At 67.3% G+C, this 15,251-nt stretch carries 14 protein-coding genes; 4 read left to right on the top strand and 10 right to left on the bottom strand.

All coding sequences use genetic code 11. The annotated features are described in order from the left end of the window. From OQF70_RS06510 to OQF70_RS06470, 9 genes are all read right to left on the bottom strand, one after another. The gene (locus OQF70_RS06510) at positions 1–2,079 is read right to left on the bottom strand and encodes a hypothetical protein (RefSeq protein ID WP_280536566.1); all 2,079 of its coding nucleotides are present in this window, start codon (positions 2,077–2,079) and stop codon (positions 1–3) included. Then, the gene (locus OQF70_RS06505; protein WP_280536565.1) at positions 2,076–3,161 is read right to left on the bottom strand and encodes a hypothetical protein; all 1,086 of its coding nucleotides are present in this window, start codon (positions 3,159–3,161) and stop codon (positions 2,076–2,078) included. The genes OQF70_RS06510 and OQF70_RS06505 overlap by 4 nt, the downstream gene beginning before the upstream one ends. Continuing rightward, the gene (locus OQF70_RS06500) at positions 3,158–3,415 is read right to left on the bottom strand and encodes a hypothetical protein (RefSeq protein ID WP_280536564.1); all 258 of its coding nucleotides are present in this window, start codon (positions 3,413–3,415) and stop codon (positions 3,158–3,160) included. Before OQF70_RS06500 ends, OQF70_RS06505 begins: the two co-directional genes overlap by 4 nt. Continuing rightward, positions 3,402–4,583 carry a cell division protein FtsZ gene (locus tag OQF70_RS06495; RefSeq protein WP_280536562.1) on the bottom strand — a complete coding sequence of 394 codons (1,182 nt, stop codon included), beginning with the start codon at positions 4,581–4,583 and terminating at the stop codon, positions 3,402–3,404. Before OQF70_RS06495 ends, OQF70_RS06500 begins: the two co-directional genes overlap by 14 nt. Before the next feature lie 165 nt (positions 4,584–4,748). Continuing rightward, a complete protein-coding gene (locus OQF70_RS06490) occupies positions 4,749–6,314 on the bottom strand; it encodes a hypothetical protein (protein WP_280536561.1) in 1,566 nt (521 codons plus the stop codon). A gap of 5 nt (positions 6,315–6,319) precedes the next feature. Next, the gene (locus OQF70_RS06485) at positions 6,320–7,975 is read right to left on the bottom strand and encodes a cell division protein FtsZ (protein WP_280536559.1); all 1,656 of its coding nucleotides are present in this window, start codon (positions 7,973–7,975) and stop codon (positions 6,320–6,322) included. A gap of 161 nt (positions 7,976–8,136) precedes the next feature. After that, positions 8,137–10,119 carry a hypothetical protein gene (locus tag OQF70_RS06480; protein WP_280536558.1) on the bottom strand — a complete coding sequence of 661 codons (1,983 nt, stop codon included), beginning with the start codon at positions 10,117–10,119 and terminating at the stop codon, positions 8,137–8,139. Between the two features lie 161 nt (positions 10,120–10,280). Further along, a complete protein-coding gene (locus OQF70_RS06475; protein WP_280536557.1) occupies positions 10,281–10,526 on the bottom strand; it encodes a DUF5816 domain-containing protein in 246 nt (81 codons plus the stop codon). A 127-nt stretch (positions 10,527–10,653) separates the two neighbouring features. Continuing rightward, the gene (locus OQF70_RS06470; RefSeq protein ID WP_092816113.1) at positions 10,654–11,031 is read right to left on the bottom strand and encodes an iron-sulfur cluster assembly accessory protein; all 378 of its coding nucleotides are present in this window, start codon (positions 11,029–11,031) and stop codon (positions 10,654–10,656) included. A 99-nt stretch (positions 11,032–11,130) separates the two neighbouring features. On the opposite strand from OQF70_RS06470, the gene OQF70_RS06465 reads away from it, so the two are divergent. From OQF70_RS06465 to OQF70_RS06450, 4 genes are all read left to right on the top strand, one after another. Next, positions 11,131–11,460: a ferredoxin family protein gene (locus OQF70_RS06465; RefSeq protein ID WP_280536556.1), complete on the top strand. Its 330-nt coding sequence runs from the start codon at positions 11,131–11,133 to the stop codon at positions 11,458–11,460. A gap of 234 nt (positions 11,461–11,694) precedes the next feature. Beyond that, positions 11,695–12,096 carry a metalloregulator ArsR/SmtB family transcription factor gene (locus OQF70_RS06460; protein ID WP_280536555.1) on the top strand — a complete coding sequence of 134 codons (402 nt, stop codon included), beginning with the start codon at positions 11,695–11,697 and terminating at the stop codon, positions 12,094–12,096. 58 nt (positions 12,097–12,154) lie between these two features. Continuing rightward, on the top strand, positions 12,155–13,237 hold the full coding sequence (gene arsB / locus OQF70_RS06455; RefSeq protein ID WP_303651034.1) for an ACR3 family arsenite efflux transporter: 1,083 nt from the start codon (positions 12,155–12,157) through the stop codon (positions 13,235–13,237). A 184-nt stretch (positions 13,238–13,421) separates the two neighbouring features. Continuing rightward, positions 13,422–13,880, top strand: a complete 459-nt coding sequence (locus tag OQF70_RS06450) for a low molecular weight phosphatase family protein (protein WP_280536656.1) — start codon at positions 13,422–13,424, stop codon at positions 13,878–13,880. Here the strand turns inward: OQF70_RS06450 and OQF70_RS06445 are convergent. After that, on the bottom strand, positions 13,877–15,061 hold the full coding sequence (locus OQF70_RS06445; protein WP_280536655.1) for a cystathionine gamma-synthase: 1,185 nt from the start codon (positions 15,059–15,061) through the stop codon (positions 13,877–13,879). The genes OQF70_RS06450 and OQF70_RS06445 overlap by 4 nt on opposite strands. Positions 15,062–15,251 lie beyond the last annotated feature (190 nt).

The following is a 15,251-nucleotide window of genomic DNA, read 5'->3' as shown; positions in this document are numbered from 1 at the left end:
TTAGGATAGCTTCGTCACTTCTGTTTCGTCACACTCGATGGCCGACGCGACCGGCGATTCCTGGAGGGTGTCGACGATCAGGCCGTCCGAGGCCGGCACCGCGAGATACCGGTTGCGGATCTGCGTATACGGGATCGATTCCCCCTCCGAGAGGTTGTGTCGGACGATGTTCGCGAGCCGGTTGCTGAACTGTTCGCCGTCGTAGACCAGGACGTCGCCGTCGGCACGCGTGGCGGTCAGTCCCTCCTCCTCGGCCCACAGCGCGAGCAGACACGGCAGGAAGTCGTCACTCATCGGGAAGTCCATCGCCGTCGAGAGGTACTCCGTCTCGTTGAACTCCGACTCGAACAGGTCCCGGGCGTCCGGGAGCGCGTCACGGGCGTCACCCTCGATTCCGGAACAGACCTCCTCGCGGAGCGCGACCTCGGCGATCGTCGCCTCCAGCTCCAGGTCGTCGTCGACGACGACCTCGCGCTCGACCGTTCCGTAGGCCTCCTCGTCGGTCGTCACCGTGAGGTCGTACTCCCCGTAGGGGACCTCCTCGAAGGTGACGACGTCGAGCAGGTGGGTCTCGATCGTCCGTGATTCCTCGAGGGATCCACCGACGAGGGAGACGTCGATCCGTCGTTCCGGCCCTCCCTCGTCGAAGCCGGCCTGGACGGTGACATCGTAGGCTTCCCCGAAGTCCTCGGCCACGAGCGCCGGCGCCGAGGGATCGTACGTGGCGTTCTCGTGGAGATCCGCGTACAACTCGAAGAACGCGGCCGCCTGTTTGACGGGGACGTCGGACGCCCCGACGCGACCGGTGGCACGCAGCGTCTCCGTGATGTCGTCCTCGACGGTTCCGTACGCCTCCGCGACGGCCGCCTCGTCCTCGACGGCGTCGATCGCCGCCGAGAGCTCGCCGGCGGCGTTGAGCCAGATCGACCGGTACGCATCGAGGTCGTCCGCGGCCCGCAGATCGCTCACGTACGACTCGTCGGCCGCCGACTGGTACTCGTAGTAGTCGGCGGGGACGTCCGCGTCCGCAAGGGTTCGCAGATGGTCGTCCAGTTCCGTGCTCATCGTGTCGATCATCTCGGTACAGATCGAGCGTGTGTCGGCAGTGAGTTCACGGATGCGCGCCATATCGAGCGCGGAGTCGACCGTTTCGAGCTCCTCGTGGACGTCCTCGAGGTCGTCGAGAAGAGCCGGCGAGACGTAGTCGGTCACGACCGACGACCCGGCGGTGTCGACGAACGATTCGAGGCTCGACCGCTCGCTCTCGAAGTCCGTCGAGAGGTCCTGTTCGAGCGCGTCACGCGCATCGAGCAGCGCGTCGGCCACAGCGTGGTACTCGCCCGCCTCGAGGGCGTCATCGGCCCGGCCGACGCCCCGATCGATCGGGTCGAGGGGGGCGTCGGTCGCCTCGGCGATCGCGTCGAGCTCGGCGGCCGCGTCGTCGATCGCCGCGTCCATCGCCGCCTCGGCGCCGTCGAGCGCATCGAGCAGCGCCGCGAACGACTCGCCGTCGGGAGGCTGGGGCTCCTCCACGCGGTCGATCAATCCGGCGTCCTGGAGGCGGCGCTGTGCGTCCACGCAGTCGTCGAGCGTCCCGCCGACGTGCGTGCGTGCCGAGTCCGCGATCTCCGAGCGCAGTTCGGAGACGCGCCCCTCGATCCGCTCGAGATCGCGGACGTCGCCGGTTCCGGTCACCTCGAACCGATTCGTCGCCCGGTCGAACTCGACGCCCGCCTCCGCGAGCCCCTCGAGCAGGTAGGAGACGTCCTCCTCGATCGGGTCGGTGTCCCACGTCGACAGCTCTCCGGCGAGCTGCTCGTAGTCCCGAAGCAGGGTTCGGACGTCCTCGCCGACGCGTTGAGCCTTCCCCTCGAAGTACTGCGTCGTCCCGCCACCGCCGGTCGGCTGTGACTGCCGCGCATAGACGACGGCGGCGCCGATCACGACCGTCGGGATCCCGACGATCAGGGCATAAAAGCCGGCTTGCGAGCCGAAATACCAGAAGATCCCCAACCCGAGGATCGTCGTCACCAACACGATGCCACCGATCTGTAGCGTGTATCGAACGTTGTTCTTCATAAGAGCACCTCGAGGAGCGTCGATCCGAGCAGGAACGACGAGAGGAGTCCCGCGATCACGCCGAGGACGGCGATCGCGAACGCCTTCTTCAGGTCGCCCCAGCCGTATCCCACGTTACTGCGGCGGCGACGTTCACGGCGGATCGACTGGAGGTCGCGGCTGGCGATCCAGCTCCCGATGCCGCCGCCGATGCCGCCGAAGACCACGAACGAACCGAGGAGGGCCCCGATGGCGGTCAGCCGGGCCGTCCGCGCCTCGGCGGCGGCAGCGGCCAGGTACGTGTCGACCGACTCGTCGAACGCCGCAAGCGCCCGGTCGTGGTGGTCCTGATGGGCCAGGTACCCGTCGGCTGCCCCGGGCGTTCCGTTTCGAGCGGAGGCGAAGAGCGCGACCGAGAGCGTTTCCCCGGTTTCGTTGATCCGGCTCCGTGTGGTGGTGAGATCCGTGGCAGTGACGTCGGCGCTCAGCGGCGCGGAGGAGTTCGCCGCGCGTTCGAGGATGGATCGGTTCTCCGCGGCCACCGTCAGCGATCGGTTGTACGCGGCCAGTTCATCCGCCACCGGACCGGACGAATCACCCGTCCCGCCCGCATACCGGATCGTCACCGGATCCTCGAGGTACGACAGCGTCGACTCGCTCGCGGTCACGATCCGTAGCGTCGGGCCGTCGGCATCCTCACCGGTCGTCTGGTCGATCAGCGTCGTGAGATCGCCCTCGAAGTCGGCGTCAGTCCGTACCGTATAGTAGGTGTCCGTGGTGTCCGTCCGGCGTAGTGAGTCGGATTCGCTGAGGGACCAGACCCCGTTCTCGCCGGTCACTTGGGCCGTCGTCCCGTCACAGAAGACGAGTCGTGCCTCCGTGTCCGGATAGAGATCGACGGTGTCCCCCGGACCGGACACGTTGCCGTTCTCGAGCAGGAGCAGCAGCGAGAACTGACTGCTTGCCGCCTCGCTCGAGCACGCCGCGTCCGCGTCCTGGTAGCCGGCGGCTGCGGCACCCGAGGCGACGCCGCCGACGGCGAGCGCGACGACGAGCCAGCAGGCGACGAGGCCGGTGAGGGCCCGCGATCGCCCCGTCCTCATCGATCCGTCACCTCCTGGTGGTAGGCACGGAGCGCGCCGATCACGGACCCGGCGGCGAGTCCGAATCCGGCGCCGACGCCGATGAGCAGCGGCAGCTGCTCCGTGAGCGCGACCGCAGCCTTCGCCGCCGCCAGTCGCGAGGCCGGGTCACTCCCGGCCGTGATCGGAACGAACAGCAGGATCGCGACGACGGCGGCGCTGACGAGGGCGACGCCGATGGCGATCCGATGGGCGGGTGCGTCAGGCCGCTTCATACGTTTCGGCGATCTCCTCGATCTCCCGTATTCGGTTGAGGTCGGTTCGCTCGAACGTGTACACCGTCGTACACGAGACGAGGTTGCGGCTCGTCGGCACCATTCCGAGGTTCACCTCCGAACAGTGCTCGTTCAGCCGGCGGCGGACCTCCGAGATCTCGATCTGGTACTCGGGGTCGGCGATGTACTGGCGCGGTGCGCGGACGTGGCCGATCGCCTTCTTCGCGTCCCCGAAGGAGACGTCGTCGACGCTCTGTTTGGCCTGTGCGAGATACGCGAGCTCGGCGGCGTCGACCTGTTGGTCGCCGATGACCGGGAGGAAATATCCCGGCAGCGATTTCGTCATCTCGATCGACCGGCCGATCGTCCCGTACCCCGGCTCACCGTCGGGGCCGGCACCGAACGACAACGAGGTGACGATGTCCTGGATGTCGATGATCGGCGCGTCGATCTCGTCGTACTCCCCGGGGTCGATCCGCTCGACGACCGGCCCCGAAACCAGGTCGACGACCGACCCGGCGACGTACTCGTTGTACTCGGCGAAGCGTCCCTCGGCGGCGTCCTCATAGCCAAGCCGCTGGTTGTCGACCAGCATGATCCCGTCGACGGTCTCCTCGAGTCGATCGAGCCCGTAGACCGCGTTCGAGGCCTGCCGGCCGGCGCTCACCGTCTCGTCGTCCTCGGAGGCGTCGACGTGAACCGACTCCTGTGTGTTCGGCAGGACGGCGACGGCGATCACCTTGACGTCGCCGGCCGCGTATCGGCGGATCGCGTCCACGACGTGCGGGGCGATCCCACACCCCGTCCCGCCGCCGAGGCCGAGGAAGACGAACGCGAAGGGAACGTTTCCGTCCTCGCCGAACCGGTTCTCGAGCATCGGAACGAGCTGTTGGCCGTGCCGTTCCATCACGTCGTTCGCGCGTCGCGGTCGCCGCCCGAACCCCCCGGTGACGACCTCCTCGAACCCCGCCTGGGTCCCGGGAACGAGCCCGTCGGTCTCCGAGACGCCGATCCACTCGTCGTCGTCGATGTGTGTGAGATTCTCGAGATCGCGCACCGTCGAGTTCAACGCCAGCGGTGCCGCTTCGATGCGGATGCCCTCGTGGGCGAACACCTCGTCCACCAGAGCGCTGCCCGCCTGTCCCGTACCCACGAATAGATACACCATACCCGAAAGTCAAATAATATGTCTGGCAACTCCCACATATATCTTCCGAGTGACCGAGCGGTGACAGGTTCTGTCGGGGTGACGGATCCCTCCAGCGTCCGTCCGTTTCGATCCCGGCCCAGCGTCCCACCGGTCGGCCCGCCGTGAACGTCGGATCGCCGACGCCTACCCACGGAGGCTCCGCAACATCACGCTGTACTGGTTCTGCTCGTAGAGTCCCTCGATGTGGTCGATGACGGCCTCCGTCACCGTGCAGATCCCGTCGGCACGAGCCGGCTTTCCGGCGTTCAGTCGTTCGGTCGCCTCCTCGAGGTACGTGTCAGCGATCGAGAGGAAGTACAGCGGGATGCTGTGGTTGTGATCCGACCGTTCCTCGACGTACTCCGTCTCGATCGTCTCTCGACGCTCGCGAAGCGAGGCCACACGGTCCCGGACCGCCTCCGCATCCGCTCCCGCGCCGGAGCCGGTCGTCGCGTCCAGTGCGCCCAGGAGCTGTCGGTCGTAGAAGGTCAACTCCTCGTGAGCCGCGACCAGGAGGACGCGGTTGGTCTCGTCGATCCGGTCGATCCGTGAGTCCAGCTCCTCGACGCGGTCGGCCAGCCGGTCGACGATCGGCCCCTCGTGATCGGCCAGCCGGTCGTCGATCGTCCCCGCAAGCGTGGAGACGTCTCCGGGATCGACGCTGTCGAGCAGGCTTCGTGCGGTCGCCAGCTCGTCGAGCCGCGTCGCGGCGGTCTCGAGCGCGTCGGTCGTCGGCTCGACGCGCCCGGTCTCGAGCGCCTCGAAGAGGGTGCGCGCCTCCCGTGACCGCGGCGTCGTCGACTCCCGAGCCCGTCTGACCGCGGTTCGAACGCTCTCCGAGTCGTCCGTCGATCCCGAAGCCGTCCCACCGCGGGATCGGTCGTCCCGCCGCCCGTCTCCTTCGCTCGGTCCCTCCCTCCGACTCGGTGCCGACTCTCGACTCGGCGTCGGCTCCCGCTCGCGCAGCGTTCGGGTCGCCTCCCGAACGCGGCGGTCGAGCGTCTCGTCATCGTCCACGTCGACGTCGACCGCCGCAAGCAGCTCCGTGACCGCCTCCTGAAGCCGGTCACGACCGCTCTCCGCACGTCGGTTTCGCCGTGATGCGTCCCGGCGTCGTTCGGCGAGTTCGGCGACGTCCTCGACCCCGTCAGTCCGGTCGACGACGTCCATCGCCCGCTCGTGTTCGTCCAGGTGCTCGAGGGCCTCACGGAGGGTTTCCTCGACCTGCTCCTCGGTGGCCCGTCGCGATCCGGACAGCTGATCGAGCAGTCGGCTCGACACCGACGCGCTGGGGCGAACCTCCCGGGAGACGCTCCGCGCCGCCTGCCGAACCGTTTCGGCCTCGGCCGCCGCCCGATCGCGACCGCCGGTACTGCCCCGTCCTCCGGTACCGGCGTGTCCGCTGCGTCCATCGTTCCCGCGGCCGGGGGCAGACCCCTCGATCCGGATGCGGTCGGTTTCGATCGCCCGGCGGAGCGATTCGGCCTTCTCGACCGGGTCGGAATCCGGCGACGGTCCGGCCGACTCAGGCAGGTCGGCCGCGGAGACGAGCCGGTCCATCGACCGCCCCAACGTGTCGATCCGCCGTTCGACGTCGGCCGCCGACGCCGAGGCGCCGAGCCGGCTCGCGATCCGTTCGATGTCGTCGCCGTCGTCGCTCGACCGGTCGAACAGGCCCAAAAAGACCGTCGGCAGGGTGTTCACGGGCATCGTCCTCAGGCCATGTTCTCCCGGCCCAGACAGGAGAACAGCGGCTCGACGTCCTGCCAGACCGCACGGAGGTTCTCCGCCTGCTGGCTGTTCCCCTCCTTGATGTTCTTTGCGTGGTCGTACATCCGCTCGAGCGATGGCATCCGCGGGTTCCACAGCGTTCCCCACAGGTAGACGTCGTCGAGGTCCGGAGTGACGAGCTGCTCGACGTGGATGTCGATCGACTCGGTCCCGGGCTGGTTGGCCGCATCGAGGAAGTCCTCGCTGGCGAGGATGTCCCGCGCGACCCCGTCGGAGACGAGCCGGGAGACCTCCTCCATCTTTCGCTCCGGACCGTACAGGAGGAAGGTGCCGCCCCAGGCCGTCTCGGGGTCGAACTTCGCGAGCCGATTCTGATACAGGGCGTTCGAGACGAGCGTCTCGAGTTGCGATCGATTGATCGTCTCCCCGCGTGCGCGGCCGAGCACCGGGGCGAGGATCACCGCTGGCCGGTGGTCGGCGTCGAGATCGAGCGGATACTTATCCTCGACCGGGCGGAAGCTGTCCGCGACGTCGAAGACGTCGCCGTGGATCGACATCGAGGCGTCCTGTTTGACGAACTGCGGCGTCGAGGACATGGTGAACGCCTCCAGGAACGCCACGAGCGGTCGGTTGAGGTCGGCGTAATGGGGCGGGTTGTACTCCTGCAGCCCGTCGATCCGCGGGGTGATGTCCGCACCCGCCGCCTCCAGACGCTCGTTATCGAAGGGGACGATCGCGTCGACGGCGGCCGACATTCTGGCCAGCCCGACCACGCCGTTCACGCGTGCCTTCCCGCCGGACATCCCGTCGTTCCCACCCTCGGAGGGGATCACGACCGACGAAAGCAACGCCTTCGAGATGACGTAATCGTCGTTGAGCACCTCCTCACGGATCTTCTGGGCCAACACCGGCGTCGACCCGCAGCCGGTGCCCTTCGTGACGCTGTGGATGAACATGATCGCCTGTGCGTCCTGAAGCGTCTGGGGGTCCATATCCCACCGTTCGCGGAAGGGGTTCCGGCCGTCCTCGAAGTCCCGCTCCATCACCTTCTTGCCGTGGTCCCACCGACGGCCCATTCCCTGGTAGCCGTGGGCGCCCTGGCCGATGATCGCGTTCATCATCAGCTGCTGGCGCGAGTAGCCGCGCTCCTCCTGGGCGTAGTAGGTCTGTTCGAGCTCGGCGATGTTGGTGTTGAGGATGCCGTAGCCCGCCAACCCGCCCTCCCAGATGAGCGCGCGGTTCTCGTTGTTCCGCCGCAGCGTGTCGCGACGGAGCAGGACCGCATCCAGGATGTTGTTCCCGGCGCCGCCGACGCCGATCATGAACCACTTCTTCCCGTAACTGTCCTCGAAGTCGACGTCGAATTCGGCGTCGGTCGGTGGATCCGGGTCGTCCTCGGCGGGCGGGTCCGACGACGTGCCGGGGATGTCGGCTCGGCGTTCTCCGTCCGAGGGGTCGTCGGCGTCCGCCTCCGCCTCGGGATCGACGATCGGGTCGCCGTCCTCGAAGAGGCGATCGTATCGGTCGGTATAGACCGCGCGGATCGCGGGCTGTTCGTCCCGGTGTGCCGTGAGGAGGTGGTCGTCGAGGTCGTCATCCTCCCACTGAGAGTCGGGGAGTGAGCAGATCTTACAGCGCATAAGCGAGTATACCGTATACCTGTCAGGACGATAGCTTAAGTGTAGGGGAACGGTCGAGTCACGTCATCGCGACCGACGAGCTCCGCCCATCGGTCGGCCCCGCCCACCGGTCGGCCCCGCCCATCAGCCGGTCCCGCCCATCGGTCGGCTCCGCCCATCGATCACCCGTATCGCTCCGTGTACCGGTCACGGGCCGTTCGGATCGCGTCGGTCGCCTGGTGCTCGTCGGCGACGACGACCTCGAAGAACGCGGGCGGGTCGGGATCCTGCAGCTCCACCTCGGTTATCAGGTCGGATTGGTTGCGCAGGAACCGTTCAACGTTCTCGAGCATGTCCGGCTCCGCGATCGTCGTCGGGAGATCGTCGATCTGGTACTGCACCCGGTCGCCGTCGGTCGAGCGTGCGTGTTCCTCGAGCTCCCGCAGGAAGTACAACGCGGCGTCGAGGACCTCCTCGGGCCGTTTGGTGGATGACGCATCCGCATCCGTGTCACTCCCGACTCCGCCCGCGGTCCCGTCGTCGACGGTCGACCCGGGACCGTCGGCGTGTCGGTTCTCCTCGCGATCGGCACCGGTGTCGCGGGTCGTATCGCGGGTGCTCCCCCGTCCGAACGCGGACTCGGCGTCCGTCTCGTCGTCGCCGATCCGGACCCGACCGTCTGTCACGCTGACCGACCGATCGTGGGCCTCCCCCATCGCCTCGGCGACCGCCTCGACGGCTGCCGAGTCCACCGCCGCGGGCACGTCGACGCTCGACCCGCCGTGTTGGACCCGGCCATCGAGCGCTCGGAAGAACTCCGCGGCCGCGACGAGTCGTTCGCTTTCCGCGTCCGCCTGCTCCAGCAGTCGCTCGCACTCGTCGAACGCGCAGTCGTGCAACGCGTCGGCCGCGTCGGTGAGCGTCCGCTCGATCGCAGTGCGGCCGGTGATCGACTCCTCGCGGTTCTCCACCAACACGTCGCGTGCGCTCGATCGGACCGACTCGGGGAGCCGGTCGAGCTGCTCGTCGACGGTCTCGAGCCGCGCCCGGACGCGTTCGATCGTCGCGTCGGCCCGCTCCTCGTGGTCAGCCAGGAACGAGTCGATGCGCGCCATGTGGTCATCGGCCGCGCCGATCGCTTCGCCGACGTCGGACAGCGCCGCTCCGCTCTCGATCCGATCCTGGAGGACCGTGTTGAGATCGGCCGTCCTGACGGCGGCCCCGTCCGGGGGGAGCGACACCTCGCGATATCGGGACGGGAGGTTCGCGAGGGTGTACGCGCCCCCGTATCGCGACCGGACCGTGATGTCGCCGAATTCGGTTCGAACGCCGGAGACGACCCGTTGCCGAAGGTCGTCGGCGATCCGGTTGACGGTAGCCGCCGGATCGAGGGAGTCGACACGCGATTCGACCGTCGAGACCTCCTCCCGACGCCGGTCGGGGTCCTCGATCCGCTGTGCACGGTCGATCTCCTCGAGGAGTTCATCACACCGGCCGTGAAAGCGGTCGGCCGCTGCCTCGGCCTCGCCGACGCCGGTGGGTGCGACCGGTTCGAGGGCGTCGAGCGGCCCGAGCCGGTCAGCAAACCGCGACTCGAACCGGTCCCGGGCGTCGCCGATGCGTGCCTCGAGATCGCCGAGTCGACCGGACGTCTCCGCGAGCACCTCCTCGGACCAGTCGTGGATCCACGCCGCGGAGACGACCAGGGCGGTGGCGAGCACGGGGACCGCGAAGAACCCGACGAGCTGGCCGGCACCGATTCCCGACCCGAAAAGCGGGGAGTAGACGCCGAAGAACAGCACGAGATAGAGGATCGACGCGAGCCCGGCGGCGCCGAACGCGAGGTCGCGATGGTCGAGGGCGATCATCGCGGCGCCCTGGACGATCCACGCGATCGTGATGAGAACGAACAGCGCCGCGACGAGCGACGGTTGGTCCTTGAACACCTCCGCAGCCTGGAAGACGACGTCGATCGAGTAGATCGGGTCGAGCACGCCGCGGATCCCGAGCGTCTCGGCGGTCAGATCGAGCAGCGACAGGACCGTCTGGACGAAGGTCACGAGCAGCGGGAGCCCGGCGATCCCCCACGCCACGATCGAGACGTCGAGGCCGTCATCGAGGCCGAAGCCGGATCCGATGTCGGTATCGATGTCGAAATTCGTCATTAACTGGACAAGATCGGCGAGGCGTATTAAAAGTGTGTAGGGCCGGTTGTGCCGGGCCGATCGTCGATCGCCGTCATAAGCGGTGGCCGTCATTCATCGTGGCATCACTCGCCGTGGCGTCATCCGTGAACGGCGTCACCTCTCGGCGTCACCTCTCGGCGTCACTCGTGAGCGGCGTCCCACTCCTCGGGTTTTCGCATGTTGCCGCACTCGGTACACTCGATCCGTCCCATCGTGTCCATCGCGGTGTCGAGGCTCTCACAGTTCCCGCACAGGAATCCCCACCGCGTTTCGCCGCGCTCGTCGGCGTAGACGATGTAAAAGGGCCCCTCGCTCCCACGGTCGCCGGCGTTTCGATCGACGTAGACCCGATCGCCGTCGGGCGACGTCACGGCGTCTCGCTCCATACGGCGCGGTACTCGAGCAACGGTATAAACGGTGGCGTCTCGGTCGCTTCGATTCGGTCCCGATCGGTTCCGTGGCGGTCAACGGTTCCGATCGGTTCCGGGCGGCTCCGATCGGTTCCGGACCGGACTACGTCCGGAACGACTCCCCGCAGCCGCACTCGGAGACGACGTTGGGGTTCTCCACGTGGAAGCCGGCGGCCTGGAGGCCGTCCTCGTAGTCGAGGGTGCTGCCGCCGATGTAGTCCTCGCTTGCGGGATCGACGAAGACGCGCAGCCCGTGTCGCTCGACCACGGCGTCGTCGTCCTCCGGTTCCGTGTCGAACCGCATCCCGTAGGAGAGCCCCGCACAGCCGCCCTGCTGGACGAACAGCCGCAGTCCGCTGATGTCGGTATCCATCCCCTCCTGGCGCATCAACTCGAGCGCCTGTTCGGCTGCGCTCGGGGTCACTACGACCGTGGACTCGGCGCCCGCGTCACCGTCGCCGTCGGCCGTCTCGGTACTCATACGAAGACGTTCGGCGTCGACGATAAAAACCCTGGCGCTCGTGTGAGCGTCCCGTCCCCCGGCCGTTTATATGTCGAGGCCCACTTCGTTCGGACACTGATGGGTATCGATCCGAACTTCGAAACCAACCGCGAGGACGTGGGCGAGGAACACGAGGTCACCGTGTGGGGGTCGACCGACCCGCCCGAGGAGCTGGGGATCCGGGGGACGCACGTCGCGGTCGATTTCGACATCTGTCTGGCCGACGGCGCGTGTCTCGAGGACTGCCCCGTCGACGTCTTCGACTGGGTCGACACCCCGGGCCATCCCGAGAGCGAGCGCAAGGCGAACCCGACCGACGAGGAGCAGTGCATCGACTGTATGCTCTGTGTCGACGTCTGTCCCGTCGACGCGATCGACGTCGATCCCGGCCGCGAGAACCGAGTGTGACGCAGCCCGGATCCGATTTGTTTTAGGATCTATTCAACTACTTCGCTTCGAATAACCGATCACACTCCGTACGTATCGGACACGTATCCGTCGGGAGATCGACTACTGATCCGTGTTTGTGCCCTATATATCCGAACGGTGCCGAATCCCCCGTGTTTGTCTACATACCGCTTGGATCCCCTCTATATCCAACGACCGAAACGATTACTTGAACAGATATTCAATCAACTGTCGATGGCGCACGCGACACAACGACTCCAACGGTATCTCGAGGACGAACTCGAGGAGTGCCGCAGCGAGGACGTCGATCGACGTCTGGCGGAGCTCGGCACGCTCGAGGCCGCGATCGGAACCGACCGCGTCGAGGCGGAACTGGACGTGCTCTCGGCGCTTGCCTCGGAGACGCGGTACACCCTCACTCGCGTCCTGGTGGCCGCCGAGGAGGAACTGTGCGTCTGTGAGCTCCACGCCGTCGTCGACGTGAGCGAGAGCGGGCTCAGCCACGCCCTCTCGACGCTCGTCGACGCCGGGATCGTCGAGGGGCGAAAGGACGGCCGGTGGAAGAAGTACCGATCCACCAACCGCGCGGTGGCGCTCGTGACGGTCCTTGAGGGGAGCGTGAGCGTCGGTGAGTAACGTCGACCACGAGCACGGCCCGAACTGTGGCTGTCCGGACTGCGGGGACCCGCGATCGATGGACTTCCTCGACAAGTACCTCACCGTCTGGATCCTCGGCGCGATGGCGGTCGGCGTCGGGCTCGGCTCCGTCGCACCCTGGGTCACGCAGCCGATTCGGGACCTTCACCTCGTCGAGATCGGGCTGATCCTGATGATGTACCCGCCGTTGGCGAAGGCCGACTACTCGCGCCTGCCCACCGTCTTCAGCAACTGGCGCGTGCTCGGCCTCAGCCTGGTCCAGAACTGGCTGATCGGGCCGACGCTGATGGTCGGGCTCGCGGTCGTCTTCTTCGGCGGCGTCGTCCCCGGCCTCCCGGCACGCCCGGAGTTCTTCCTCGGACTCGTGTTCATCGGGATGGCCAGATGTATCGCGATGGTCCTCGTCTGGAACGAGCTCGCGGACGGATCGACCGAGTACGTCACCGGCCTGGTGGCGTTCAACAGCCTGTTTCAGATCCTGACCTACGGCGTGTACGTCTGGTTCTTCGCGCTGGTGCTCCCGTCGCTTTTGGGTCTGGAGTCGCTCGTCGCCGGCATCACGACCTTCGACGTGACGCCGATGCAGGTGTTTCGTGCGATCGTCGTCTTCCTCGGGATCCCGTTCCTCGGCGGCTTCCTGACCCGCTTCATCGGCACACGCCGCAAGGGGACCGAGTGGTACGAGGAGACCGTCGTTCCGTCGATCGACCCGCTCACCCTGATCGCGCTGCTGTTTACGATCGTCGTGATGTTCGCGACCCAGGGCGGCGCCATCCTCGCCGCACCGGGTGACGTGCTGCTGATCGCCGTCCCCCTGACGATCTACTTCATCGTGATGTTCCTCGTCAGCTTCGGAATGGGTCGGGGGATCGGCGCGGACTACTCGACGACGACGGCGATCGGCTTCACCGCCGCCTCGAACAACTTCGAGCTCGCGATCGCCGTCGCGGTCGCCGTCTTCGGCGTCGGATCCGGCGTCGCCTTCGCGACCGTCGTCGGCCCCCTGATCGAGGTGCCCGTCCTGCTGGCGCTTGTGAACGTGGCGCTGTTCTTCCGGCGTCGGTTCGACTGGGACGGGTTCGACGCCGGCAGTCTGGAGGCGCCGCCGACGGACGACTAGCGGACGCAGATAGCACCCCGGATCATCCACTATGCCACCCGAACCCAACGCAACCGACCGTACCGCAACCGACCGTACTGCAACCGACCGTACTACAACCGACCGTACCGCAACCGACCGTATCGCCAACTCCACCGACGCAACTGGCTCGAACGACGCCGACGACCCGATCCGCGTCGCATTCATGTGCGTCCGAAACGCCGGCCGGTCCCAGATGGCGACCGCATTCGCGGAGCGTGAACGCGAGCGTCGCGGGCTAACGGGCCAGGTCGAGATCGTGACCGGCGGCACCCGGCCCGCTGATCACGTCCACGAGGAGGTCCTCGAGGTGATGACCGAGGTCGGGATCGACCTCTCGGACCGAACGCCGACGGCGATCACGATCGCGGAGCTGCGCTCCTGCGACTTCGTCGCGACGATGGGGTGTTCGACGCTCGACGTCGGCGAGCTCGGCGCGGACGCGAACGTCGACGTTCGCGACTGGGCCCTGCTGGATCCCGACGGAGAGGACCTCGATCGCGTCCGGGAGATCCGCGCGGAGATCGCCGGTCGCGTCGAGGACCTCTTCGCGGAGATCACCGACGATCTGGGCACGACGTCCGTAGACGCCGATGCGGAGTCTCCTGACGACGACGCAGCTTAGAAGGCGGCGTCGAACGCTTGCTGGAGATCCGCCTTCATGTCGTCGACGTGTTCGATCCCGACGGAGACACGGATGAGGCCGTCCGAGAGCCCGGCCGCGATCCGCTCCTCGCGGGGGATCGCGGCGTGGGTCATCGCGGCGGGCTGTTCGATCAGGCTCTCGACGCCGCCGAGCGACTCCGCGAGCGTGAACACTTCGGTCTCGGCGACGACCGTCGAGCCCTGTTCGAGACTGCCGTCGAGCTCGAAGGAGAGCATTCCGCCGAAGTCGTCCATCTGGTCGCTCGCGAGTTCGTGTTGTGGATGACTCTCGAGGCCGGGGTAATACACCCGCTCGACGGCCTCGTGGTCGTCGAGCCACCGGGCGAGTTCGGCGGCGTTCCCGCAGTGCCGGTCCATCCGGACCGGGAGCGTCTTGATCCCGCGGAGCACGAGGAAGCTGTCGAAGGGACCGGGGGTCGCGCCCACCGAGTTCTGATAGAACCCGAGCTTCTCGTCGAGCCCCTTCCCGTCCACGATGAGCGCGCCGCCGATCGTGTCGGAGTGGCCGCCGAGATACTTCGTCAGCGACTGCGAGACGATGTCCGCGCCCAGCTCGAGGGGCCGCTGGAGGTACGGCGTCGCGAAGGTGTTATCGACCGCACACAGCGCGTCGCCCTCGTGGGCGATCTCGGACAGGGCCGCGATGTCGTTGACGTTCATCAGGGGGTTCGTCGGCGTTTCGACCCACACGAGCTCCGTCTCCGGGCGCATCGCGTCCGCGACCGCCTCGTGGTCGGTCGTGTCCACGAACGTGGTCTCGACGTCGTACTGCTCGTACACCTGCGTGAGAATGCGGTGAGTCCCGCCGTAGACGTCGTCGCCGGCGACGACGTGGTCGCCGGACTCGAGCAGGTTGAGGACGGTGTTGATCGCCGCCATTCCCGATGCGAAACACCGCGCGTGGGTTCCCGACTCGAGGTCGGCCAGGTTCGCTTCGAGGTCGGTCCGGGTCGGGTTTCCGGTGCGGGAGTACTCGTAGCCGCGGTGTTCCCCCGGGGCGTCCTGTTTATAGGTGGAGTTGGCGTGAATGGGCGTCATCAGCGCGCCAGTCTCCGGATCGGGCTCCTGGCCCGCGTGGATCGCGCGCGTCTCGAACCGGCGGTCGGCTCGGTCGCCCTCGGTCGATCCTCCATCGGTCATCCGATCGTCGCTCGCGGCGCCGTCGGCGTCCTCGTGATCGGTCTCGTCGCTCATACCGGATCCTGGTCGGGCGGCCGTGTGACTCTTGCCCTTTCCGTCGGCGTTTGCCGCCGTTTCGGTCGGCGGCCGTCTCGGTCGGCGGCCGTCTCGGTCGGTCGTCGTCTCGATCGGCCGGCCGGTTCCACATTCG

This window comes from Halopenitus sp. POP-27 (assembly GCF_029889855.1).
GTDB lineage: Archaea > Halobacteriota > Halobacteria > Halobacteriales > Haloferacaceae > Halopenitus > Halopenitus malekzadehii.
This window is presented reverse-complemented; position numbering and strand designations above follow the sequence as displayed.